This window comes from Shewanella marina JCM 15074 (assembly GCF_000614975.1).
Taxonomy (GTDB): Bacteria; Pseudomonadota; Gammaproteobacteria; order Enterobacterales; family Shewanellaceae; genus Shewanella; species Shewanella marina.
The window spans coordinates 1-23,758 of sequence record NZ_BALM01000034.1 but is presented as its reverse complement, the minus strand read 5'-3'; the positions used below and the strand labels follow the sequence as shown (position 1 = coordinate 23,758).

Genomic DNA, 23,758 nt, shown 5'->3' with positions numbered 1-23,758 from the left:
ATTTACTGCAACTGAGTCAATGTTTTAATTAATCTATTTCAATTTCTTGTTTATCTTTTTCAATAGTTTTTTAGCGGGTTTATTCACCCTTTTTTCTTCGCTATCCAATGCTTTTTGCGCCCATGGTTTAGCGGCAGCATATTCTCCTTGTGCATACAATAGCTGCGCCATTCGCAATTCGGCCCAATCTGCATGCTTAGGCAAAGGCGCTTGCATATAATCAGTTAATACGGCAATGGCTTGCGCATAATCAAGTTCACCTTTGACAGTATGCTTAGCAATTTGGTAACGCACGTTTTGTAATGCTTGTTGTTGCTCAGGCGTTTCAACTTGATATTTAAGCGCAGGTAATAATGCTTGCAGAGCTTGCTTATGATCATCATCAGCATAACGCGCAGCAATTAAATTAATGTTGGGATCATTTGGACTCAATTTATGTACAAGTTGTAACTGCTGTTTAAACTCGGCATCCATCTCTTCGGCGGCATAATAACTGAGCAAGGCTTGCTGCCCGATATCTTCATCTAATGCAATAATTTCATGAGCTAATTGCAGAGCTTTGTCGCTATCGCCACCAGCAATATCAGGGGCATTATTATAAAATTGGAATAATCCACTCGCAATTTTAGGATTTTTAGGTGCAAGTTGATAGGCTTTTTCAAACTGCGCTAACGAATCTTCTGCATAACCTAAAGCTGAAAAAATTGAAGCTTGGCTTGCAATCTTGCCATACATTTGACCGCCAATGACATACGCCTTGGCATTAGTTGTGTGCTTATTAATATAAGCTTGATAAGCCTGTTCAGCCTCATCTTCTTGCTCTTTCGACACGAGTGAGAGCAATTTGAATCGGTATACATCAGCGGTCATATTGATGTTAATGGCATCAATTAATTTATCAAATTGCTGTTGCTGAAATAACTCTTCGGCTTGGGCTTTAGTTAGTGCCTCTACGGCATAACTCGTTGATGAACTGAATAACAAACATAGTGATAGAATTAATGTTACGCGCATAGATTAGCTCCTCTTTTATTTAGAACAAGCTAATCTACGTTTGATTTTATTCAACGCTTAAAATGTAAGCAAATATACTTATCGAGCTGATAGTAATTTACTGATACCCGCTTTGGGTGTTTTACATAATTTTTGAATGAGTTTAAAAGTAGGCATATTACGCTGATAATCTTGCTCAATATCGGCCAACATAGCTAACCATAAATCAGCTGTCATTTGTGCATCCGCTAAAGCGCGGTGAAATACACCATCAGTAGCAATCTGCTTATAATCCACTAAGGCGCCTAATTTATGACTTGGAATGGTTTGATATAATCGCCGCGCTAATAGTAATGAGCAAGCAAACTCGCCCGTATAACTGCGACCAATACGGTCAAATTCAGCATCTAAAAAGCGCTTATCAAATGAGGCATTATGAGCCACTAGGTTACAGCCACCAATAAAATCAGCAAATTCATCCATCACCACACTACATGGCGCCGCATTCGCTAACATTTGATTGTTAATCCCCGTATATTGCTCAATAAAACTACTAACACGGCGACCGGGATACATCAACTGCTGATAAGTATCAATACATTGACCATCAACAATTTTCACCGCACCAATTTCAATGGCACGATCACCCTGCATTGGCGATAATCCGGTGGTTTCAAAATCGAGCACTACTACTGAATTAGCTAACATCTTTACTATGCTATGTCCTATCGAAAATAATGGCGCAGTATACCGTATAACCATTAATATCCTGCATCTTTTTACAGCTAAAAAGTTCCATCGCATAAGCTCAGAATTAACAGAATTAGCTCATGATCTCAGATTGAGAATTTACTTAATTACCTGTCATTAATAATGTGAGGTAGCTCCTAACTGTTTATTTTAAAAATCCATACAGTAAGCGCAATTTAGTGATTTTGAGGTTATCTATGAGACTTTCTACTGTAGCCATTGCGCTATGTTCAACACTTGCGTTTTCTGCTTTAGCAGCAGGGCCTGAAGGATTAAAAGTTCATTCAAGTGGTCCGCTCGGTGTCGTTGAAGTCAATCCATTTGGCTATGCACCACTTACCGCTGTAATTGATGATGCAGGTAAAAACATTAAAAATGTAACGGTGACAGTACAGGGTAAAGATAACAATGGCGTGGATATTAATTACCCGGTAAAAAACAGCACGATTGCCACTTATGGCGGTATTCCTGTATTTGGCCTATACCCAGCTTACGCCAATAAAGTCACAGTTAATTACCAACTTGACGGTAAAGCACTTTCACATACTTATAGTATTTGGACCAATGATGTTGATTTTGGCTCAAGCGGTGATACTCAATGGGCTAAAGCGCCTATCGTTAAAGTCAATAAAGTTGATGAAGCTTTTAAAGATAGACTCTATTTAGTCAACTTTTCAGGTCCGACTGCTGCTGACGCCAAAATGGCGCACAATAACCCAAGCGCACCGGCTCATTAGCTTGGGATGCAACTCCGCAAGTATTTGCCATAGATACTCAAGGAGAGATCCGTTGGTATTTAGATACTGATATTCATGACCCAAATAACTACTATAAAACCGGTTATTTAATGGGACTCCATCAAGTTAATGATGGCAAACTGATCTTTGGCCAAGGTCAATCATATTACAAGATGGATCTACTTGGCCGTACCGTTTTTGATAAACCGTTACCGGGCAACTTTATTGACTTTTCTCACGAAATCCAACAAATGCCAAACGGTAACTACCTACTACGTGTAGCTAAAAAGGATTATTTACTGCCCAACGGTAAAAAAGTAAATACGATCCGTGACCATATTATTGAAGTTGATCCAAATGGTGATGTGGTCCATGTATGGGACTTAAATACAATTTTAGACAATCACCGCGATATCACCCTAAAAGCGCTTGATATGGGCGCAGTATGTTTAAATGTGAATTTAGACGCCGCCGGTAAGCAGATGACTGCAGAAGATTTAGAAAATGCGCCTTATGGTGATATTCCTGGCGTTGGTGCGGGTCGTAACTGGGCACATGTGAACTCAATCGAATATGATGCTAAAGATGACAGTATCATCATCAGCTCGCGCCACCAGTCAGCGGTAATAAAAATAGGTCGTGATAACCAAGTAAAATGGATTCTATCTGATCCCCGAGGCTGGAAGGGTGAACTGGCTAAAAAAGTGCTTACCCCAACAGACAGTCAGGGCAATAAATTAAATTGCTATAACGGTAGTTGCTCAGGTGGATTTGATTGGACTTGGACTCAGCACACCGCCTATTTAACGCCCAAAGGCACCTTATCTGTATTTGATAACGGTGATGGCCGAGCGAACCGCCAACCGATGTTTGGTAACGAGAAATACAGCCGAGCAGTTGAATATAAGATTAACGAACAAGATTTGACGGTTAGCCAAGAGTGGGAATTTGGTAAAGATTTAGGCTGGCAGTGGTATTCACCCATTACCTCTATCGTCGAATACCAAGATGATAAAGATTCAATGATGGTGTATTCAGCGTCATCAATGATTTTCGGTGTTGGTGGTGGCCTAGGTAATCCAAAAGATACGGAAGGCGCAGGGATTGTTAAATCAAATCTAGTCGAGATGAAACACGGCAGCACCACGCCTGCTGTTGATATTGATATCGACTCCAACCGTATTGGTGGCGTCGGATATCGTGCAATTACCATAAAACCTGCCTTTTAAGTAAACAGATTAAAGCAGCATCGCTTATAAAGCGTTTGCTGCTTTCCCTCACCTGATAAAACTCAATAGCTAAAAATACTAATCCCTACTAAAATAGCAGCACAATTCATTTAGTAAGCTGCTTATGTCTGCGTTATTAACCTCTTATAAAGTATGGGATCGCCCTACTCGTATTTTCCATTGGATCAATTTTTTAAGTGTCATTAGCTTAATTTTTATTGGCTTAATTATGCTATTTAAGCCAGAACTCGGGATCAGTGGCACCCCAGCAAAAATTGCAATTAAAGCCGTGCATATTGTTATTGGTTATATTTTTGTGATTAATTTAATTGTACGTTTAGTTTGGAGTGTCGTTGGAAAAGGCTTTGCCTCATGGCGGGCAATTGTGCCGCAAAAAGGCTATTTCAAACAGTTGGCACAATTTCGTCAATTAAGTAAAACTGGAGATGAGCCACAATATCTAGGTCACAATCCTCTAGCAAAACTTGCCATGTTAGCCATCTACCTATTATTGATCACATTAGCGATTACCGGCTTAGTCCGTGCAGGTACCGATATTTATTATCCACCATTTGGTGACGCAGTACGCCATTATGTCGCTGATACTCCAGCCAATGCACCGCTGCTGCAACCATACGATAAAACTCACGTTAATCCACAACAGATGCAGCAACTTAAAGTATTTAAGAAACCATTTGGTAAAGTCCACCTATGGGCAGCCTATCTATTAATGTTTATGATTGTGTTACATATCTTTTTTGTGGTGCGCACAGAGATTAAAACTAAAGTCAGCTTAGTCAGTGCCATGATCAATGGTAATAAGATTTTGAATAAACCACCGCAAGATAAACAGTAAAAAACTCGCCATAATTCTGCTAAAATCCACCACAATAATGATGTGGTGGATTTTATGACCTTTTCTTCTTTAATGCTTAATCAGCAACTACTCGATAATATTAATCAGCTAGGCTATCAATCGCCGACGCCTATTCAAGCGCAGACTATTCCTGAAATTTTGGCGCATCATGATGTAATGGCTGGCGCTCAAACAGGTACAGGTAAAACAGCGGCATTTAGCTTGCCTATCCTGCATCATCTGCTTGAACAAGCACCACAAGACAAACCACAGCCCCAAGCACTTATTTTGGTGCCGACCCGAGAACTGGCTGAACAAGTGCATGCCAATATTGCCAGTTACTGTGTTAATACCCCAATTAAAACGGCAATGGTTTATGGCGGTGTCAGTATTTCGGCTCAAGTTACCCGCTTAAAAACGGGAGTAGATCTCATTGTCGCCACTCCGGGACGGTTATTAGATCATTTGCGCCACCGCGTAATTAATTTAAAACACGTACAATATTTAGTATTCGATGAGGCTGATCGTATGCTTGATATGGGGTTTATGGATGAAATTAAGGCCATCTTAAAACTATTACCTAAAGCGCGCCAAACACTCCTGTTTTCAGCAACATTTAACGATACACTATTTAATTTAAGTAAACGTTTACTCAATCAACCTAAATTGATTGAAGTTGATCAACGTAATACGGCAGCAGCAGATATTGAACAACTTTTTTATGCGGTAGATACCAATAAAAAATCTGCACTTATTGCCCATTTAATTAAACATAAACCGATTGAGCAAACATTAATTTTTAGCCGTACTAAACAAGGCGCAGATGAAATAGCAAAACAATTGCAGCAGGCACAAATCAATGCCAAAGCGTTTCATAGCGATTACTCTCAAGCAGTACGCGCATCTTTACTCGATGAGTTTAAACAAGGCAAAATTCAAGCATTAGTCGCAACTGACGTGGCTGCACGCGGCATTGATATTAAAGCGCTTAATTACGTTATCAATTATGAGCTACCTTTTGTATGTGAAGATTATATTCACCGCATTGGCCGTACAGGTCGTGCTGGCAATAAAGGAACAGCAATAACACTCTTTAGTAATGATGATGCCCGTTTATTAGAATCATTAGAGGTTTTACTCGATAAACGCCTACCGCAGCAGTGGTATCCAGGCTTTGAACCTGACTTAAGTTTATTTGAAGAAACGCCAAGACGAAATAAAAAAGGCGCTCAAAAACAAAGAGCAAGACAACGAGCGCTACAAGCATCAAAAAGAAAATAAACTATAATATGCCCTAATTAGGCATATTTATTTTTATATCTTCTACAAAATAATGACCTAGAGTGACGATTAATATAGATTAAACTAATGTAATTTATATAGGTTGGGCGTATACGCATGTCACTATCTTTAATACAAAAACAGCAACAAATAGAGAACAAGCTAAAGTTATTGTCCAATCGCGTTAAGCAAAATTTGAACAACATCGAACCACCGAGCTACGTGCTTGATATTATGAATGAAATATCTGACATCTCAGCATTAATGGCACAGCAAACTGCTGATTTACAAATGCTGGATCATACCGATATAGCACATCAACCGAACCATTTTGATCTGAATTTTCAAGATTTTTGTAGATTGATCGTGTGGCAAAATAATTTAGCAATTCGACACCATTTAAGTCATGTCTTACTTGTTTGTATATTAAATAATAATACAAACATAAGTGATTCTACCAAATCAATCGTTCAACACCAGATAAAGAATCAATTGCGAGATACTGACTTATGTACCCAGATTATTGATACAAGTTTATATGTACTTCTGCCTCTCACTAATGAATTACAGGCAAATAATGTACATCAAAAAATCATTAATTTGAAAAACGAACAACAGCAACCCCTACTATATAGTTGCCGATTATTTACGCTACCAACCAATATTGATATCAATATTGAACAATGGTTACATGACAAAAGTATCATCACTCTAGCGACCCGCTAAAAATAAAAATGCCGCAATATTTGCGGCATTTAATATTCAAGCAATGCTTAAGCTTCGCTAGTACGTACCATCTTAGCTAAATAAAAACCATCAAAGCCAGAGTTTGCAGGCGTAATGGTTTCATCTTCAAGTAGAGTGAAATGTGGATTAGCGGCTAAAAACTTATCAATTTGCTGACGGTTCTCGCACGGCATAATCGAACAAGTTGCGTATACTAAAATTCCATCAACTTTAACCATACGGCTATAGCTCTGTAGAATTTGCTCTTGTAATGCCATCAACACAGGTAAACGTTCAGCGGTATCACGCCATTTAGAATCAGGATTACGCTTTAATACCCCTAAACCAGAACAAGGTACATCAAGTAACACGCGGTCAGCAGTTAATTTTAAGCGTTTAATCGTCTTACTGCTGGCAATAATACGTGTTTCAACGTTATGAGCCGCGGCGCGGCGAGCACGTTGTTTAAGGTTATCCAGTTTCCACTGTTCAACGTCCATCGCTAATAAGCGACCTTTACCCTGCATTTGTGCGGCAATATGTAACGTTTTACCACCAGCACCTGCACAAGCATCAACAACGCGCATGCCCGGCTTAGCATCAAGTGCTGCAGCGACTTTTTGAGAGCCAGCATCTTGTTGCTCAAATAAACCGTCTTGGAAACACTGAGTTCGGAATAATGCTGAATCAGAAGTCACTTCTAACGCGCTTTCAACGCCCTCTACAACTTCGGTTATAACACCTTCTTTGGCTAATTTGGCTTGTAATTGTTCACGGTCACATTTTAATGTGTTGACACGAATGTAGCGTTTAGGTGCAGCCGTTAACGCAGCGCGTTCAGCAGGCCATGCATCACCTAACTGCTCAAGTCCCATATCTTCCAACCATTGCGGGCAACCATCCCACAACACAGGGTTAGCTTTCGCTTGTTCAATACGGTCATTTAGCTTTGCTTCATCCATTTGTAACGAATACGCCATTTTAGGCAATGGTAATTGATGAAATAGATGCCACGCATTAAGTAAACGAGAACCTTCACGTTCCATCAACTCAGGTGATGTATCAGCTACATAACAATATAAATTTAAGCGACGTAAAATATCACCCACTACAAAGGTAATACGAGCTTGCTCTGCAGGCAGTAATTTTAAGCCTGAAAATTCAAGAGAATAAGCACGATCAAGTGGCTTACTTTCGGCCAAAACGCGGGTTAAAACATTGATAACCAGTTCAGATGAACTGCCAGAAAGAGAAGTTTGTAGCATGTGGGCACCGTAAGCGATAAAAAACCGACGGATCATAGGGGAAATTAGCTAATCTTGCAAATAATACCCATGGTATAAGCAAGCAATAATGACATTCTACTGTCGTAAATTTATATCATTGATTCTATGCATCATTAAAATGTGATTTCCACCCTCAAAATAGACACTATTCATTAACATTAAAATCCTTTATCTTGAGTTATTCATTAACGAATAAACGGTCTTATTATGACTCGACCATTAACTATTGTTGCCCAAATCATTGCCCATCAAGACAGTATTGATATTGTAAAATCTGCTCTACAAAACTTAATTGCAGCGACCTTAAATGAGCAAGGTTGCTTGCAATATGACTTACATCAAGACAATGACAATCCGGCAATATTCTTATTTTTTGAGAATTGGCAAACGAGAGAGTTATGGCAACAACATATGGCAAGCGAACATATTGCCCAATACCTTAGCGTTACCGAAGGCAAAGTTGCTTCATTTACTGTTAATGAGATGAGCCAAATTTAAATAGGGAGCCATCATTGCAAAATATTGAACAGATTTTGCTCTTTATTATTGAAATAGAGCAACTTAAAGACATATTGAGGAAATCTAGGCCTGTAGGATTAAAACGGTATGAAAATTCTGCCGAACATAGCTGGCATGTCGCGTTGAGTGCAATGCTTCTCAAAGAATATTCAAACTCCCCTATCAATATTGAACACGTTATAAAAATGCTGCTTATACACGATTTAGGTGAAATAGATGCTGGTGATAAAATTATTTATGATCGTAATTGTCCACAACAAATAGGCAGTGAACGTGTAAGTGTCGAACGTTTATTTGCCATACTGCCAGAGAAAATGGCAACGCAATATATATCACTTTGGCATGAATTTGAGGCAGGTAAAACCAATGAGGCTAAATTTGCCAAAGCCATTGACCGTGTGCCGCCTTTGTTACATAACCTCCATGATAATGGTCATAGTTGGCAAAAACATGGCATCGACAAACAGCAGGTATACGAACTAAATGGTAAAGCGATTAGTAATGGCAGTGAATCGTTATGGGCTGCAATCAGGCAAAAATTAGACCAAGCGGTTAAAGATGGGATTTTACGATAAGAAACACCACTAAGGAGATGGTTATTTTGAACTCATATATTCTTATTCTGCGCTTATCGCCACGCTTTGGGTAACTGTTAGCGTCGCTTTCACCGCGAGTCAATACTCTGGATATAATCACAGTACACAATTTTGCAGTGAACTGGGCGCAAGTGGCAGCCCAACTGAAACACTGAGTCCTCCTATCAATAACTATCCACTTGCCATATTATTTTGTCTTTTCGGTTTTTATTTAATTCAGCATAATCAGACATCAATAGCGATCATTTTTATTGGTATATTGATCATTATTCATGGTGTAGGCACATTGGTAGCAGGCTACTTTCCCATGGACAAAGACCCTTATACCAAATCACCAAGTGTTAATTGTAAAATACATTCTTGGGCTGGATTTATTATGTTGTTATCCCTATTACGGCACTATTTGTTAGCTCATTTTCATTAATATTTAAATTTTTCTCATTAATCAGCTTATTAGCATCAATCTATTTTATGTATACACTTGCTCAAGCTTTTAAAAATAAAACTAACGCTGGTACCCATCAAAGAATCGGTTATGGGCTGCAATTATTATGGTTATGTTGTTTGAATATCCTAGTCAATAATTAGAGAGTGATAATGAACAATCGTATTGGTACTTATCTATTGATACTTGCAGCCGCCATCAGTATTGTAACCGCCATGACCCACCTTTCTTGTTTGATCCTTGGCCCACAATGTTATGCAGCTCAAAGGCGCCTACAGTAATCATAACTTCTGCGCAAAATGGCACAATGTTCGCGCCTATTGCCAATATTATGATTTCTAGCCTCTTTAATTATATGTGGCATATATGCACTATCTGCTGCAAAAGTTATCCGCACATGACCTTGGTTAACATGGGTGGTTTATCTCATTTCTGCACTTTGTATTATTAGAGGCTTACTTGGTATACAACTTTGGATACGTCATCCCCACTTCATGGATCTAGTTGCCATCTCAGTGAGTTTTGCTTGGTTAATTTCGGGCTTACTTTTTTTAATGGGTTACCGTTTAAAAAATAATTGACCATTAACTAAACTTATCGCAGTACAACTGATGTTAATCAATAACACCCTCTACGATATTTCAATAACACCTCGAAGCCATTGCGCTAACTAAGGTTTACAGCCATTATCATCACAACTTGGATTCAATGGTTCAGTATTTGCGGCAGAGTCAACGACTACCTTATTGCTGTTGGAGTGTTCATTTAGTAATTCACTAATCGCATGCGCTAACACCATATCATCCAAATGACCAAAATGCTGCATCCTCCGATGCCCATTAGTATCAATCAAAAGCAGTGTTGGTGTGCCTTGAAATTGATACTCTTGCATGGTTTTTGGAATAAAGCTCGCTTCAGAAGACTCATCAATAGCCACGGCAAAGTTTATCTTATATTCATATAAAAATGCCTTTAAAGCCTCGGTTTGCATCGCTTGGTGGTGCTCAAACACTGAATGCAAACCTATCACCTTAACATTTTCATGAGCGAAAACCTGCGCTACCTTTTTAGCTTGCGGCATACTATGTGACACACAGGCAGGACACAGCATTTGAAATACAAACACCACCACTACTTGCCCTTGCAACTCCGCTAAACTTAGTTTTGTCTCAGTATTAAGCCATTCACTAACATATAGATTAGGGCTTTTCCCAAAATCAGTTAATTTCATTATTTGCTCTCCTTTGGATCAGCTCTGCCTGGAAGGCTTAAATCACCCGAGGCAACATCAAAAACATTGGTGACACAAAATAGCGGCGCATGTAGATTCGCACTGACTCTTAGTCCTGCCGTTACGCCATCATAATGAATTACTTGATCGGTTTGTACTGAGTCAAATGGCACTTTTACCTCAACGGTTTCACCAGTCAAGATAGGTTGCCAGCCCGGACTATCCAGTAAAATAGGTAATCCTGGCCACGTTTTAGGTAAACGCGGTTTCGCGCCTTTAGGAATATCTTTAACCGTTAAAGCACCTTTACCACAACGCTCATCTGGCACCAACACCACCCAGTGGCTGTGCCAAACATTACCATCATTATTGGTATTATTATCGCCATTTTCATCAAACAATGGCGTGTCATCAAAATCAGGATGAGTCGCCACCGCCAGCGCTAAGATCCCCGCCTTTCGTTCAAAGCCCACATCAAAGCTATCAATGTTAGTGGGCCATACATAAGCATATGCTTTGGCGCCAGCGAGTTTCCCCGATGCAGTTGGCTTAAGCCCCCCGCCTTACCCGATACCGCCATATGGAAAGTGGCCACATTATCTTTCATGACCACTTTTGCATGAACAATATCAAATTCAGGTTGGATGTGAGTTTGTGATATAGCTTGAATACCGCCTTGATGCTTAGCATCTGCAAAACTGGTTTGCTGATAACTGACTAACAATAGCGTCAGTATTATCGATACCATATTAATTTTCATAGTTCGCTCCAATTAGTTTCGAGTCAATACTATGTATACGGTTATTTTTTGAACTTGTCAAATTAGTGTTGATTCGATACTATTCAGCTATGAATAAGAATATAATTGAACTTCAAACGCTACTTGAGCGAACGTCGAGCCTAATTAGGGCTGAGAATAGACAGGCATTACAACAACATGGCTTACTTTCAGTGCAGCTAGAAGCACTCTATTATTTAAGCCAATGTAATCGTTATTCGGATACGCCCATGGCAGTAACCGAATATTTAGGCCAAACCAAAGGCACTGTATCGCAAACCTTAAAGGTACTTGAGAAAAAACAACTTATCGTTAAACACAAAGATACTCATGACAAAAGAATTGCGCATATCCAAGTCACTACAGCGGGTGAGTCTTTGGTAAAACAACTGATGCCATCAAAATTGATGACCAGTATTGGCAACACTGACGTATCGCCTATCATTACCCAATTAAGCAACTTATTAGTACAGTTACAACATCAACATGGCAGTAAAATGTTTGGTCAATGTCTAAATTGCCAATATAACCAAACGATTGACCAAACACACTACCATTGCCAATTAACTAATGAGCTATTGCTTAAAGAAGAGACATTATTAATTTGTCGTGAGTTTACTGAGAAATAGACTTATCGATGCTTGGTTTTTGTTTACACATCACATCAACATCTTTGGTTAGCCATAACGCTTTTATCTAGGTAACAAAAAGGAGAACCTAAGTTCTCCTTTTTAATGCACACCAGTAATTATTGGCGAGTTAAGCTTATTTTGTGGCTACCTTGGCTGTTATGCTTCAGCCATAGTCGCTGAGTTTGATAACCGGGCGCAGAAATTTCAACATCATAATTGCTTGGAGGCAACATCATTCCCGCCTTATAACTCGGCTTAATATTCATAATCCTAACTTTGGCATTGGCCACATTAGTATCCACAGTAAACGGTAATAACTTAATGGTGCCTTGCTCATTCAGAATATCAGATTTAGCAATTTTTAATGCTTCATGGCTGATTGGTGGATTTAACTCCGCCATCACCACTTTATCAAATTCATTAATTGGTGCTTCCAACACTTGCTTAAATAACTGAGTGATCCCAAGTTGATTATCAATCGCATAACCAATCGGCTGCACTAATGGCTGGGTATGAATCACCCAAGTTAATGCATATGACACTACAGGTGAGCTATTTTCAGACACCTTGTCAAAGAAGTAACCCGTAGTACTTGTCTCTTCGGTAAATTTTGAATTAAGCACCGTCACGGGCACTAATAGCACTGCAATAATCAAGCCAAATGACACTGCGCCATTGAGCCACTTGTGAGAATGGCTTTCGCTCGGCTTAACCACTTGCCAAAACTTTATCGGCAATTTAAGCGCAGTTAAAATCACAAGTAATAGCGAAATCGACATCGAGATTGGCGGTACCAATACTGATCGTAAAGCTGACTTACCATCTTCAGCTAACGGGCCACCATCAGCAAATTGCGCGAGTGAAGCATCAAGGTAGGCTAACCAATAATCACGCTCTTTATTAATATTAGGCACTATCACATGTTGATAAAACTGCTTATTATTCCACGTTGCCAAAACTGGATTAACATAATAACGCTCGCCCATTTTCGCTTTAATACGATTTTGAATGCTATCCAAACGTTGAAATTGATTAAAATTCAAATTGGGTTTAGCCACTAATCCTTGTGCAGCAGTTTGTTGTTGCCACTGACGATTAGCCTCTTTTCTGACTTTTGTTGCAACGGCCTTTTCAAACTGGTTATAGTCAGTTATATGCCAACTTTTACCCAGAATAATATCTTTTTGAGCCAAACTTTTTCGCACTTTAGCACTGGTCACCTCATGGTGTCTAAAAGCTAGCATGCTGTTAATACCCATTGGGTAACCCGTTTCACGCTTAAATTGCGCTTGATACAAGGCTAAAATTTTAGGCGTATAGTGACTCACCTTATTGGTAAACACCATCTTAACCACTTGCTCACCCGCATCACCTGCGGCAATTTCAATTCCTGCAAGCAACGCTGATAAACCTAAAGTTAAAATCGATTCTTTAATCGATGTTTCACCGCGAATACGCCCCTCTTCACGGATCAACCAAAAATCCATTGGTTTAAACGGTAAGTCATAGCGCTTCAATATTCTTGCGTAATCTTCTTCAACATTACGAATACAACTGCGTAAACGTTCTGGATTGCCTCTTTGCTTACTGGTTTTTTGGTAACGATCGATACATCTATTTTTGTCTTCAAATGCATCGTAAATCTGAGGTGCAATTTTTTGTGCGCGGCTTTCAGCACGAGCTAAATATGATTTTTCAGCTTGCTGATATTTTTTCCAACCACTGGCAATTTCATTTTCAACTTGCTGCCAAGCTTTATCTGCTCGGCTAGGTGATGATGCAATAGCTGCATTATACTTTTTTACGCCGCCTTGATATTGCGTCCAAGCTTCATTGACTTGATCTCTTAATTGCTGATATTGCGCATAGTGTTTTGGGAACTCCAACCCTGCACGGTTAGTAATATAATTACCTACAATCGCTTGCTGCTGTTTTTCAACATGGTCAATAAACTCAGAGTTGGCATACACTAAACCACCCATCAGCGCCAAAAAGGTCATCTCAGCAGGCAAAGCGGCATGAGCAGAATTGTATGGTAAACCACTAATCTTAACCGCGTTGATTGCCAGACCAGAGCGTAACATGGATGCAAAAAATGCTTCTTGTCGCTGCGTTGGTGTACTTGGATCAACCAATAATTTATCAACTAATAATTTCTGGCCAAAAAACACCGTTGGCCACACTAAAGCCACAATTAATAATGAACACATAAATGTACGCAATTTGGTGCGTACTAATGCGCCCTTAAGCAACATGTCCAACACTAATAAACTGACACCGATACCTGAAATGGTACGGCCAAATAGCTCAACTAAATGTAACTCTTCATGGCTACTACCACCACCACCGGCGACGCTAACTAATTTGGCATTAAATACTGCCTCGGGTATTAAATATACTGCTGATAAGATAAATAAAATCAGCGTAATATATTTAGGGCGCAACTTTTGTAACGGCCGTACGGGTGCCGCTGAATTTTCAGTAGGTTCCATCATGTTTCCTATTGTTTCACTGGCAAGGTAATTTCAACTGGGGCAAGTAACACATCAAAGGTTTCATCTTCTGCAACCACAGGGACACTTGGCTGCTTTATCGCAACAGGCTTAACTTTAGCTTTAGGCTTGCTATGAGTACGTGCAGCATGAAGACGTTTAATTTTGCCAGAAATAGTGATATATGAGCCAGATAATACATAATCCACTTGATCAACCAAGCGGCTAAAATCGGCATCATTAGGCAATTGATCAACTAATTTACCCGGGTTATAAATGGAATCACTCTGTTGAGGCGCATCTTTAATTAAACTTGGCGCTAACTGGCTACAAATCTGATATTTAGAGGTGTCCATAATCGCTTCATCAGGTAGCTGTCTGCCCATACGTTTTAACGCGACTAATTGTTGCTGATGGTAATCAGTACCATTAATGGTATAAGTTGCTACTCGTTTTAGACCTGCCGCTTTAGCACGTTGATAAATGGATGGGTGACGAACAAAATTACGAATATCGACATGTAAACCACTGTTTGTGCCCAGCTTTTGACGTACAGTTACCGCACTATATTTTTTAGAAGCTTGACGGCTACGATAACGACTTTCATAGCCCATTGCCCGTTCAATATCATATCTATGAGCACGGTAAGATGCGTCTGACGCAGCAGCTTTACGCATATCTCGTTTAAGAATGGCAATAGATTCTGAATCAGCATCCCATGCATAACCTAAATAAATATAGGGATTAACTTCCCGCATCTTGACTAAAGCATCCATGTTCATGGATGAATAGAAATATTGAGAGGGTGCAAGATATGAACGAACCATTTGATCTAAATGATACATCTCAGTCACGCTTGCATCTGACTTTAATTCGATATTAATCGGTTGCATTAAGCCAGCACTATCTCGCCATGCCTTTAATACATCATCTACAAATGGGGCACGTTGATTGGTTAAATCACCATTTTTATCGCGTAATCTCAATGTTGCCCAATCTTTGGCTTTCATTTTTGAAACCCGATATCGCTTCCCATCAACACGGGCAACCGTACGCCCAGTTTCAGGATCATGCATCACGACCCAATAGCCATCTCGAGTTAACATCACATCGGTTTCTGCGCCATCAAAATTACTTAATGCCGCGTAAATAAAGGCGTTAGGAGAGTTTTCAGGTTGGTCGACTTGACCACGATGTGCAACCACATCAATTGGACACTTACCTTGAATAAAGTCTAAATTGCCACCAATCGTCAAATATAAATTACGTTTATTTAACGCACGTTGATGATCTAATAAATAAGCTCTTTTCTGTGGAGTTTCAGCAAATTTTAATGCTAATGGCGGCAAATTTGCTAACTCTGGAATATATTTACTTTCAGCAGCCTGTTTAGGTGTCGACTGACAACCTGCAAGTGCAAAAATCACCAATAAATTACAGCCAACAAACAAAGATTTGAAGTTATAACAACGCTTCACTAATTCATAATCCCTAATGTAAATTAACGCTAGAGGTTAGTACAAAATATGACTAACCCTATCTTTTATAATTAAAATATCCTTATTTTCTCATTTTTAAAGGGGTCTATGTCAGTGATCTAGATTAAACTTATCAAAAATAGATCCACTAATTCAGCGATCCATAAACTAATACGGTAAAAAAATGAACTATTGGTTATTTAAATCTGAACCTGATGAAATCAGCATTGATGATTTACAACAAAAAGATATTGAAGCTTGGACAGGAATTCGTAATTATCAAGCTCGAAATTTTATCCGAGATAAAATAAAAATAGGAGATCAACTCTTCTTCTATCACTCAAGCTGTAAAGTGCCTGCAATTGTCGGTAGCGCAACCGTTGTTAGCGATAGCTATATCGATCCTAGTGCATTTGATCTCAATTCAGCTTATGTTGACCCCAAATCAGATCCCAATAAACCACGTTGGTATGCCGTTGATATCAAATTTACTCAAAAATTTGTCAAACCTTTAACGTTGGCGAAAATAAAAACCGATCCTAAGCTCAGCACTATGTATTTAGTCGAAAAAGGTAGTCGCTTAAGTGTACAACCTGTTACTACCGATGAATGGCAATATATTAGCCAACTATGCCAATAAATATCGCTATAAAAATGCCGCATAATGCGGCATTTATGATGGACATATATACGGATTAGCGACCGTCAATCATACGGCCAATACCACCTAAAATTGAACCTTCTCCACGATCACTGCCGCCCACACTTGGCGCATGAGCTATGACACGATCGGCCATACGAGAAAATGGCAAACTTTGTAACCACACATGCCCATGACCAGAAAGCGTCGCAAGAAACATGCCTTCACCACCAAAAACCATCGATTTAAGTGAGCCGGCACGAGCGATATCATAATCAATACCATCAGTGAAGCCGACTAAACAGCCAGTATCAACACGTAGTGTCTCACCTTTTAACTCTTTTTTAATCAAGGTGCCGCCAGCATGAATAAACACCATACCATCACCTTTTAAACGCTGCAGAATAAAGCCCTCACCGCCAAAAAAGCCTGTACCCAGTTTGCGATGAAACGCCATGGTCACTTCTGTCCCTAAGGCCGCAGCGAGAAAACTGTCTTTCTGGCAGGTAATTTGCTCACCATATTGGGATAAATCTAGCGCCAGCAGAGTGCCCGGATAAGGCGCTGCAAATGCAACTCGACTTTTACCCATGCCCTGATTAGTAAAGTGGGTCATAAAAATGCTTTCGCCACTAATAGCCCGTTTACCCGCACTCATTAATTTTGAAAAGAAACCACTTTCAGGTTGTGAGCCATCCCCCATACGCGCTTCAAACTCAATTCCCGTTTCCATGTAAGCCATGGCACCAGCTTCAGCAATAACAGTTTCTTGCGGATCTAATTCCACCTCCACCAATGGCATACTATTACCGATAATCTCATAATCAACTTCATGGCAGCGCATAATCTTATCCTTTCTTATATTTAATGAGTTTAGATTACGGCTAAACTCATTTTGATACAAACTGATACTGTAATGTTTTGTGATAAGTATACCCAAGCTATTTGAAGTTGCAGGATTCAGTGGGAGTTTAACGTATTTTAGACAAGGCATTGATTGAAGTTAATGGTTACTCCCTTATCAAAATCAATAACGCAGCATAAAAAGCGTTAAAACCCATCCAAGAAAGCTTTAAGCAAGCCCAATTCGTTGTTACATCGACTTAAAAGGGAATTACCATTCCAGCATAGATGTGCCTAGAACTGAACTTGCTTAAAGCTTCTGAAAATAGCAACTTCAGGTAGTTTGGGTATATAATTAACCAAGCTCGGCACTCAGATGCTGCATCTTTTCAAACTCATCCATAATGATCTCGGTAAACAGCTGCCCAGCTTTACCTAATGGCCGTTCTAAATTAGAAACTAACTGTGGAATAAATCGTGATAAGTTACCACCAATAAAGTCGATTTTTTGTAGCGTACCAGCGGCAATCTCATTTGGAATAACAAAGTCAGGCATCCAACCATAACCAAGCCCCATTAATAAGGCGCTCTTCTTCATTGAAAATCCCGACAAATAAAACACCTTCTCACCATGAAACTGCATTTCATCTTGGTAACTTGGTTCAGGCGCGGAATCTTGAATAGTCAGTTCGACATATTGCTGCATTTGATCAAGCCTTATCTGCTGCATTTGCGCTAATGGATGACTTGGTGCAGCGACTAACATACAGGTAATTTCTGGTAAAGCTTGTTGATGATAACTCGGCCCTGCAAGATAATCTTTAACCAACATGATATCGGCTTTATCTTGCTCAAATCGATACTGTACCCCAGTCAAAAACTCGACTTTTAATTGAATTTTAGTGGGTAAATTCAGCTCAGCCATGCGTTTAAGCGCACTTAAAATGGGTTCCATTGGCAATGCGCCATCAATGACTAACTCCAACTTCGGCTCCCAACCTTGGCTAAAACGCTGGGCTAAATGCTCAATATTTGCCATATGCTGCAGCAGCTTTTGTCCTTCAGCCATAATCACCTTACCTTCTGCGGTAAGTTCTGCGCGATAGCCTTCACGACTAAATAGTGAAACACCTAAATGTTGCTCTAATTTTTTTATTTGGTAACTGATTGCTGATTGCGCTTTATGTAAACGTTCAGCCGCCTTAGCAAAGCTTCCCTCCTCCACTAACACTTGAAGCAACTGAAAACTATCAATATCTATTCGCATCTAGACTCCGTAACGCTATCTATACAATCTAAAAAATTGAACATCTTAAGGTAATTATTATTCTTTTTTTTATTAAAGTGAACCACTAAATTGATATTATATTCACATAACAATAACAGTCAGTTGTCATAGAGGACATGCCGATATGCCTTTTTATGTTAAGCAAGGCCAAGTTCCACATAAGCGTCATATCACTTTTGCCAAGGATAATGGCGAACTTTATCGTGAAGAACTGTTTTCAACCCACGGTTTTTCAAATATTTATTCCAATAAATATCACCATAACATGCCGACTAAAGTGTTGTCTGTCGAAGCAGTCAATGTTGAACACGGTAATAAATGGCAAGACACTCTGATCCAAAACTATAAAATCGATTCCCGTTTAGCCGATAAATCAGGACACTTTTTTTCAAGCCGAAATCAAATCTTTTACAATAACGATGTCGCCATGTATACCGCTAAGGTAACTGAAGATACCGACTTGTTTTATCGTAACGCTTATAGTGATGAGATTGTTTTTGTGCATCAAGGCCAAGGAACATTACTCAGCGAATACGGTAAACTTGATGTCAGGCAATGGGATTATTTAGTGATCCCAAGAGGCACCACCTACCAACTTAAATTTGATCAATATGATGATGTCAGACTATTTGTCATAGAAGCCAACTCTATGGTGGAGATCCCGAAGCATTTCCGTAACGAATATGGCCAACTGCTTGAGTCAGCGCCCTATTGCGAACGAGATATTCGTACCCCTGAACTCGCAGATGCCATTGTAGAAAAAGGACAATTCCAACTTTACAGTAAATATGGTGAACGTTATCAAATCAGCCAATTAGAATGGCATCCATTTGATTTAGCAGGGTGGGACGGTTTTGTGTACCCATGGGCGATTAATATTCAAGATTACGCCCCTAAAGTAGGCCAAATTCACTTACCACCATCAGAGCATCTTATTTTTACCGCCCATAACTTCGTGATATGCAATTTTGTACCGCGCCTATATGACTTCCATCCACAAGCTATTCCTGCTCCTTATTACCATAGCAATATTGACAGTGATGAAGTGCTCTATTACGTAGATGGCGACTTTATGAGTCGTACAGGCATTGAAGCTGGCTATATGACCTTACATCAAAAAGGCGTACCACATGGCCCTCAACCGGGAAAAACCGAAGCATCAATAGGTAAAACAGAAACTTATGAGTATGCAGTAATGGTTGATACTTTTGCACCATTACACCTCACTGAACATGTGCGGCAATGCATGAGCAAAGATTACAACAGTTCATGGTTAGAAAAATAATCTTATACCAACGAGCACAAACACATTTTATAAGCAGATAACGGAATACTGCTTAAATTAGAGAGGACGACAACATGGCAGATACACAAAATCCATTAGGGTTAACCGGTATTGAATTTACGGAGTTTGCAAGCCCTAATGCCAACTTTATGCATGATGTATTTATCGATTTCGGTTTTTCATTACTGAAAAAAGCTAAAGATAAAGAGATTCTCTACTACAAACAAAACGGCATTAACTTTCTGTTGAATAAAGAGCGTCAGGGATTTTCAGCTGAGTTTGCCAAAAGCCACGGCCCAGCCATTACCTCTATGGGCTGGCGCGTCGAAAACGCAGATTTTGCCTTTAAAACCGCGGTTGAACGTGGTGCTAAACCTGCGCCAGATACAGCAAAAGATCTGCCTTATCCTGCAATTTATGGCATTGGTGATAGTCTAATTTACTTTATCGATACTTATGGTGATAACAACAATATCTACCTTAATGATTTCGAAGATTTAGCCCATCCAGTCATAACTCAAGATAAAGGTTTCTTAGAGGTCGACCACCTTACTAATAATGTCTACAAAGGCACCATGGAACACTGGGCTAACTTCTACAAAGATATCTTTGGCTTTACCGAAGTGCGTTACTTTGACATAAGTGGCGTACAAACCGCCCTAATCTCTTATGCTCTGCGTTCACCAGACGGCAGCTTCTGTATTCCAATCAATGAAGGTAAAGGCAACAACAATAACCAAATCGATGAATACCTTAATGAATATAATGGCCCGGGCGTACAACATTTAGCCTTTAGAAGCCGTGATATTGTCGCCTCATTAGATGCAATGGAAGGTACTAGCGTACAAACCTTAGATATTATTCCTGAGTACTATGACACTATCTTTGATAAGTTACCTCAAGTAACTGAGGATAGAGAAAAAATCAAACATCATCAGATCCTAGTCGATGGTGATGAAAATGGTTATTTACTGCAAATCTTTACTAAAAATCTATTTGGCCCAATTTTTATTGAGATCATCCAACGTAAGAATAATTTAGGTTTTGGCGAAGGCAATTTTACCGCACTATTTGAATCAATCGAACGCGATCAGATGAAACGCGGCGTCTTGTAATCACACTCAGGTTATACCTAAAATCGCCCGTTAATAAACGGGCACTTTCTTATGTGGCTTTATAATAAAGTAATCAGAATGATTATCGCTTAATTATAGCAATTTAATTGATGTCACTAAGCAATCAAAAACATAAAAAAACCAGTGCCTATCTGCACTGGTTTTTTATTAGTTATCCAATTTTATAACTCTGTACTGTTATGGAAAACTTTCCAGCCCTTAGCTTTAACTTCATTAATTAAAGTCGTATCTGTAGGAGCTACTGGTTGGAAGAATGTAACCTCACCATTATTAACACTTGAAGTTTTTATCGACTCAAGTAAATTACTCATGGATACTTGATCAATCATTTCAACCCGAACAAATTGCACATTTGACCAAGTGACCGCTTGTGACATAGTCGCAATGCCGCCATTAACACCATCTTTATTACCATAAAAATAGATATGTTTGGCATTAAAACCTACCTTGGCAAGATCAACAGTTGCTTTATTTCCGGCTCCAAAGATACGCCATAAGTTACTGGCATTCTTACCTTGCTCATTAAAGCTACCAGTAAGATTACCTGCTGGATCATTCAACTCAATACTAAACTGATATGATGGATCGGCAGTAATATCTTCCGCGGGTCCTGTTACAAGGGTATTTGAAGTTGTAATTACTAATTCACGCGTAGCTGCTGATAGCTCTAAAGTGGTTGCTGTATATGACGAATTACTATGATTGGTATTAAAGTAAAAATTTTCAGTCGCTCTGGGACCATTAGTACCCGTAGCGTGAATCTCGCCTTGGGTTAATATATGAAAGGTTCTCATATTTTGTTTATTACTAATCGTCATATTATCGGCATTACCATAAATATTGGCATACTGGCCATTAGAGATGCCATGAATATAGAAATGAGTGACACTAGGTCCCGCACTTAACACCTGTCCGATATCTCCTGAGGGAATTACCGCACCATCAAGTTGGAATCGATCAGTCGGCTGGATCCAAGTCGACCAATCATAATTATTCCAGTCACCCGTAATTTCACCTAATGAGCTAGAACTTAATCTTAAATAAACACTGCCACCTAATTCAGGATTAGGCTCACTACCAAAACCAGCAGGGATATCTTCAATTAAGCCCGTTCCAACAGCACCGCCTGTAATATTTAACTGTCTAATAATTGTTCTTGGCAAATTAGCCATATGATAAGAAAAATTCTCATTATTTGGTGATTTAGGCGCTGTTGTTAAATTGGTCAATACCGCATTTTGTGGTAACTCAGCTGCAGTGCCAATTAATGAAACATTTGCAAACATACGTATTAACTGCATTTGTTCACCAATCGCGCTTACATTCAATGTTTCACTGCCTAACACCCTCATTGTTGTCGCAGTTACGGCAATCTTATCCAGTGAGCCTGATGTATATGAGGTATTAGTATAATAATCGCCAGTCACAGGCGCTTTTAGCTGTGATGCGTCGCCATCTATAGAAATATTTGTTTGCAGGTATATATCGCCGCCCACTAACGGTAATTGATTTAGCTGGCTAATATCTCCTGTCCAGTTATGTCTTAATTCTAAATCTTCTAATTGACTTGGATTACAAGCGTCCCAAGTAAACACCACATCACCTTGATAGTCATTATTATATAAATGGACGGCTGTCCCCGTATTCCATACTTGGCTATTACCATCACCCCAATCAATCGTAATATCAGACCCCGATATTAACTTCGCCTTAAAGTCAGCACGTTTTGGGGTAAACAGTGTTGTATCGACGGCTATTGCCGCGCGGCCAAAGGTACCCGGAATACAGCTAGGGGTCACATGCAGATCGGCATTGGCCACATAACCGTTATACCAAGCAGAAATCACCGTGCTACCTTCCAGCTCCGTTTGTGCTTGCCCTTCAGCCACTAATACCGATGCCACTTCTGGCATACTTGAGCCCCACTGCGCCACATCTGCTAATGGAACCGGATACAAATTATGATCTGAATATGCACCAACCAGCTGATACTGAACGCTAGTACCTGCTGGTGTGGTGTATGGATTCGGGCTTAAATAGATATCCCATAAATCCAAGTCACTGACTCGTAAATCATCTGTGGCATTGTGGGTTTGATCTGTTACATATTGCGCTTGAATGGCTAACTCACCAGCCGCTAAGCCCAGTACATTACCGTCATTATTAATGGTCACTAAGCCATTAACAGAGGCACTCCATGTCACTTCACTGGCATTAATTGGCCGCTCAATACCATCTGAATATTGACCATACACCAAATAGTTCACCGATAAATCAACCGGCAACACCTCATCAAACTTGACATCTTCTGGTGCGATACGAATGCTCTCTAAGGTCACATTATTGACTTTAAAGTTAGCGGTATCGCTTAACGCTGCAAAGTTAGCGGTTAACACTAATTCGCTGTTTTGTTTGTTGTTCGCGGTCACGAGACCGTTATCACCTAAACTGCCGACTGTCGCATCATCGATGCTCCATGTGGCTTGATGACTGACATCGATATCTCGATCACCATTACTGCCGCTATAGCTTGCTAA

General features: G+C 39.6%; 24 protein-coding genes. 13 read left to right on the top strand and 11 right to left on the bottom strand.

What is annotated here, in order from left to right; genetic code table 11:
- Positions 1-33 precede the first annotated feature (33 nt).
- Together JCM15074_RS18095 and JCM15074_RS18090 are read right to left on the bottom strand one after the other, a co-directional pair.
- Positions 34-1,014: a tetratricopeptide repeat protein gene (locus JCM15074_RS18095; protein ID WP_025823076.1), complete on the bottom strand. Its 981-nt coding sequence runs from the start codon at positions 1,012-1,014 to the stop codon at positions 34-36.
- A gap of 78 nt (positions 1,015-1,092) precedes the next feature.
- Positions 1,093-1,755: a 3'-5' exonuclease gene (locus tag JCM15074_RS18090; protein ID WP_234400275.1), complete on the bottom strand. Its 663-nt coding sequence runs from the start codon at positions 1,753-1,755 to the stop codon at positions 1,093-1,095.
- 185 nt (positions 1,756-1,940) lie between these two features.
- Between JCM15074_RS18090 and JCM15074_RS25095 the strand changes: the two genes are divergently transcribed.
- The 5 genes from JCM15074_RS25095 to JCM15074_RS18070 all read left to right on the top strand — a co-directional run bounded on the left by JCM15074_RS25095 (position 1,941) and on the right by JCM15074_RS18070 (position 6,572).
- Complete coding sequence (locus JCM15074_RS25095) at positions 1,941-2,480, top strand: aryl-sulfate sulfotransferase N-terminal domain-containing protein (protein WP_234400274.1); 540 nt, start codon at positions 1,941-1,943, stop codon at positions 2,478-2,480.
- Positions 2,481-2,509: 29 nt separating this feature from the next.
- Positions 2,510-3,709 carry an aryl-sulfate sulfotransferase gene (locus tag JCM15074_RS22945; protein WP_306302239.1) on the top strand — a complete coding sequence of 400 codons (1,200 nt, stop codon included), beginning with the start codon at positions 2,510-2,512 and terminating at the stop codon, positions 3,707-3,709.
- A 124-nt stretch (positions 3,710-3,833) separates the two neighbouring features.
- Positions 3,834-4,565: a cytochrome b/b6 domain-containing protein gene (locus JCM15074_RS18080; protein ID WP_025823072.1), complete on the top strand. Its 732-nt coding sequence runs from the start codon at positions 3,834-3,836 to the stop codon at positions 4,563-4,565.
- Between the two features lie 54 nt (positions 4,566-4,619).
- Positions 4,620-5,846, top strand: a complete 1,227-nt coding sequence (locus tag JCM15074_RS18075; RefSeq protein WP_025823070.1) for a DEAD/DEAH box helicase — start codon at positions 4,620-4,622, stop codon at positions 5,844-5,846.
- A 117-nt stretch (positions 5,847-5,963) separates the two neighbouring features.
- A complete protein-coding gene (locus tag JCM15074_RS18070) occupies positions 5,964-6,572 on the top strand; it encodes a hypothetical protein (RefSeq protein ID WP_025823068.1) in 609 nt (202 codons plus the stop codon).
- Between the two features lie 47 nt (positions 6,573-6,619).
- On the opposite strand, the gene JCM15074_RS18065 is transcribed toward JCM15074_RS18070, so the two are convergent.
- A complete protein-coding gene (locus tag JCM15074_RS18065; RefSeq protein WP_025823066.1) occupies positions 6,620-7,837 on the bottom strand; it encodes an RsmB/NOP family class I SAM-dependent RNA methyltransferase in 1,218 nt (405 codons plus the stop codon).
- Positions 7,838-8,065: 228 nt separating this feature from the next.
- On the opposite strand from JCM15074_RS18065, the gene JCM15074_RS18060 reads away from it, so the two are divergent.
- The 4 genes from JCM15074_RS18060 to JCM15074_RS25340 all read left to right on the top strand — a co-directional run bounded on the left by JCM15074_RS18060 (position 8,066) and on the right by JCM15074_RS25340 (position 9,699).
- Positions 8,066-8,356, top strand: coding sequence for a putative quinol monooxygenase (locus tag JCM15074_RS18060; RefSeq protein ID WP_025823064.1), 291 nt, complete (start codon positions 8,066-8,068; stop codon positions 8,354-8,356).
- 14 nt (positions 8,357-8,370) lie between these two features.
- A complete protein-coding gene (locus tag JCM15074_RS18055) occupies positions 8,371-8,952 on the top strand; it encodes an HD domain-containing protein (protein ID WP_025823062.1) in 582 nt (193 codons plus the stop codon).
- A 34-nt stretch (positions 8,953-8,986) separates the two neighbouring features.
- A complete protein-coding gene (locus tag JCM15074_RS22940; RefSeq protein WP_306302238.1) occupies positions 8,987-9,397 on the top strand; it encodes a DUF998 domain-containing protein in 411 nt (136 codons plus the stop codon).
- A 173-nt stretch (positions 9,398-9,570) separates the two neighbouring features.
- The gene (locus JCM15074_RS25340) at positions 9,571-9,699 is read left to right on the top strand and encodes a hypothetical protein (protein ID WP_267880202.1); all 129 of its coding nucleotides are present in this window, start codon (positions 9,571-9,573) and stop codon (positions 9,697-9,699) included.
- A gap of 389 nt (positions 9,700-10,088) precedes the next feature.
- Here the strand turns inward: JCM15074_RS25340 and JCM15074_RS18035 are convergent, their stop codons facing one another.
- Genes JCM15074_RS18035 through JCM15074_RS25085 form a run of 3 tightly spaced genes read right to left on the bottom strand, consistent with a single transcriptional unit; the run spans position 10,089 to position 11,409 of the window.
- Complete coding sequence (locus JCM15074_RS18035; protein WP_025823058.1) at positions 10,089-10,649, bottom strand: redoxin domain-containing protein; 561 nt, start codon at positions 10,647-10,649, stop codon at positions 10,089-10,091.
- Entirely contained in the window at positions 10,649-11,122 is a 474-nt protein-coding gene (locus JCM15074_RS25090; RefSeq protein ID WP_234400273.1) for a hypothetical protein, read from the bottom strand. Before JCM15074_RS25090 ends, JCM15074_RS18035 begins: the two co-directional genes overlap by 1 nt.
- The gene (locus tag JCM15074_RS25085; protein WP_234400272.1) at positions 11,092-11,409 is read right to left on the bottom strand and encodes a hypothetical protein; all 318 of its coding nucleotides are present in this window, start codon (positions 11,407-11,409) and stop codon (positions 11,092-11,094) included. Before JCM15074_RS25085 ends, JCM15074_RS25090 begins: the two co-directional genes overlap by 31 nt.
- A gap of 89 nt (positions 11,410-11,498) precedes the next feature.
- Between JCM15074_RS25085 and JCM15074_RS18025 the strand changes: the two genes are divergently transcribed.
- Positions 11,499-12,056 (top strand): MarR family winged helix-turn-helix transcriptional regulator, encoded by a 558-nt coding sequence (locus JCM15074_RS18025; protein WP_025823057.1) that lies wholly within the window; start codon positions 11,499-11,501, stop codon positions 12,054-12,056.
- Between the two features lie 119 nt (positions 12,057-12,175).
- Here JCM15074_RS18025 and JCM15074_RS18020 read toward each other — a convergent pair whose 3' ends face one another.
- Together JCM15074_RS18020 and JCM15074_RS18015 are read right to left on the bottom strand one after the other, a co-directional pair.
- A complete protein-coding gene (locus tag JCM15074_RS18020; RefSeq protein ID WP_025823055.1) occupies positions 12,176-14,551 on the bottom strand; it encodes a carboxypeptidase-like regulatory domain-containing protein in 2,376 nt (791 codons plus the stop codon).
- 8 nt (positions 14,552-14,559) lie between these two features.
- A complete protein-coding gene (locus JCM15074_RS18015) occupies positions 14,560-16,029 on the bottom strand; it encodes a glycerophosphodiester phosphodiesterase (RefSeq protein WP_025823053.1) in 1,470 nt (489 codons plus the stop codon).
- A 184-nt stretch (positions 16,030-16,213) separates the two neighbouring features.
- On the opposite strand from JCM15074_RS18015, the gene JCM15074_RS18010 reads away from it, so the two are divergent.
- On the top strand, positions 16,214-16,669 hold the full coding sequence (locus JCM15074_RS18010) for an EVE domain-containing protein (protein ID WP_025823051.1): 456 nt from the start codon (positions 16,214-16,216) through the stop codon (positions 16,667-16,669).
- Between the two features lie 55 nt (positions 16,670-16,724).
- Here JCM15074_RS18010 and JCM15074_RS18005 read toward each other — a convergent pair whose 3' ends face one another.
- Both JCM15074_RS18005 and JCM15074_RS18000 read right to left on the bottom strand, forming a co-directional pair.
- Complete coding sequence (locus tag JCM15074_RS18005) at positions 16,725-17,513, bottom strand: TIGR00266 family protein (RefSeq protein WP_037469976.1); 789 nt, start codon at positions 17,511-17,513, stop codon at positions 16,725-16,727.
- Positions 17,514-17,867: 354 nt separating this feature from the next.
- The gene (locus JCM15074_RS18000; RefSeq protein WP_025823048.1) at positions 17,868-18,779 is read right to left on the bottom strand and encodes a LysR family transcriptional regulator; all 912 of its coding nucleotides are present in this window, start codon (positions 18,777-18,779) and stop codon (positions 17,868-17,870) included.
- A 145-nt stretch (positions 18,780-18,924) separates the two neighbouring features.
- On the opposite strand from JCM15074_RS18000, the gene JCM15074_RS17995 reads away from it, so the two are divergent.
- Positions 18,925-20,085 (top strand): homogentisate 1,2-dioxygenase, encoded by a 1,161-nt coding sequence (locus JCM15074_RS17995; protein WP_025823046.1) that lies wholly within the window; start codon positions 18,925-18,927, stop codon positions 20,083-20,085.
- 74 nt (positions 20,086-20,159) lie between these two features.
- A complete protein-coding gene (gene hppD, locus JCM15074_RS17990; protein ID WP_025823043.1) occupies positions 20,160-21,200 on the top strand; it encodes a 4-hydroxyphenylpyruvate dioxygenase in 1,041 nt (346 codons plus the stop codon).
- A 182-nt stretch (positions 21,201-21,382) separates the two neighbouring features.
- Here hppD and JCM15074_RS24440 read toward each other — a convergent pair.
- On the bottom strand, positions 21,383-23,758 hold a 2,376-nt coding region (locus JCM15074_RS24440; protein ID WP_037469973.1), incomplete at its 5' end, for a hypothetical protein.

Excerpts from the sequence above, each read along its gene's own strand:
- JCM15074_RS18095 (WP_025823076.1), bottom strand. The coding sequence starts at position 1,014 with ATGCGCGTAACATTAATTCTATCACTATGTTTGTTATTCAGTTCATCA.
- JCM15074_RS18090 (WP_234400275.1), bottom strand. The coding sequence starts at position 1,755 with ATGGTTATACGGTATACTGCGCCATTATTTTCGATAGGACATAGCATA.
- JCM15074_RS25095 (WP_234400274.1), top strand. The coding sequence starts at position 1,941 with ATGAGACTTTCTACTGTAGCCATTGCGCTATGTTCAACACTTGCGTTT.
- JCM15074_RS18080 (WP_025823072.1), top strand. The coding sequence starts at position 3,834 with ATGTCTGCGTTATTAACCTCTTATAAAGTATGGGATCGCCCTACTCGT.
- JCM15074_RS18075 (WP_025823070.1), top strand. The coding sequence starts at position 4,620 with ATGACCTTTTCTTCTTTAATGCTTAATCAGCAACTACTCGATAATATT.
- JCM15074_RS18070 (WP_025823068.1), top strand. The coding sequence starts at position 5,964 with ATGTCACTATCTTTAATACAAAAACAGCAACAAATAGAGAACAAGCTA.
- JCM15074_RS18065 (WP_025823066.1), bottom strand. The coding sequence starts at position 7,837 with ATGCTACAAACTTCTCTTTCTGGCAGTTCATCTGAACTGGTTATCAAT.
- JCM15074_RS18060 (WP_025823064.1), top strand. The coding sequence starts at position 8,066 with ATGACTCGACCATTAACTATTGTTGCCCAAATCATTGCCCATCAAGAC.
- JCM15074_RS25340 (WP_267880202.1), top strand. The coding sequence starts at position 9,571 with ATGAACAATCGTATTGGTACTTATCTATTGATACTTGCAGCCGCCATC.
- JCM15074_RS18035 (WP_025823058.1), bottom strand. The coding sequence starts at position 10,649 with ATGAAATTAACTGATTTTGGGAAAAGCCCTAATCTATATGTTAGTGAA.
- JCM15074_RS25085 (WP_234400272.1), bottom strand. The coding sequence starts at position 11,409 with ATGAAAATTAATATGGTATCGATAATACTGACGCTATTGTTAGTCAGT.
- JCM15074_RS18025 (WP_025823057.1), top strand. The coding sequence starts at position 11,499 with ATGAATAAGAATATAATTGAACTTCAAACGCTACTTGAGCGAACGTCG.
- JCM15074_RS18020 (WP_025823055.1), bottom strand. The coding sequence starts at position 14,551 with ATGGAACCTACTGAAAATTCAGCGGCACCCGTACGGCCGTTACAAAAG.
- JCM15074_RS18010 (WP_025823051.1), top strand. The coding sequence starts at position 16,214 with ATGAACTATTGGTTATTTAAATCTGAACCTGATGAAATCAGCATTGAT.
- JCM15074_RS18005 (WP_037469976.1), bottom strand. The coding sequence starts at position 17,513 with ATGCGCTGCCATGAAGTTGATTATGAGATTATCGGTAATAGTATGCCA.
- JCM15074_RS18000 (WP_025823048.1), bottom strand. The coding sequence starts at position 18,779 with ATGCGAATAGATATTGATAGTTTTCAGTTGCTTCAAGTGTTAGTGGAG.
- JCM15074_RS17995 (WP_025823046.1), top strand. The coding sequence starts at position 18,925 with ATGCCTTTTTATGTTAAGCAAGGCCAAGTTCCACATAAGCGTCATATC.
- hppD (WP_025823043.1), top strand. The coding sequence starts at position 20,160 with ATGGCAGATACACAAAATCCATTAGGGTTAACCGGTATTGAATTTACG.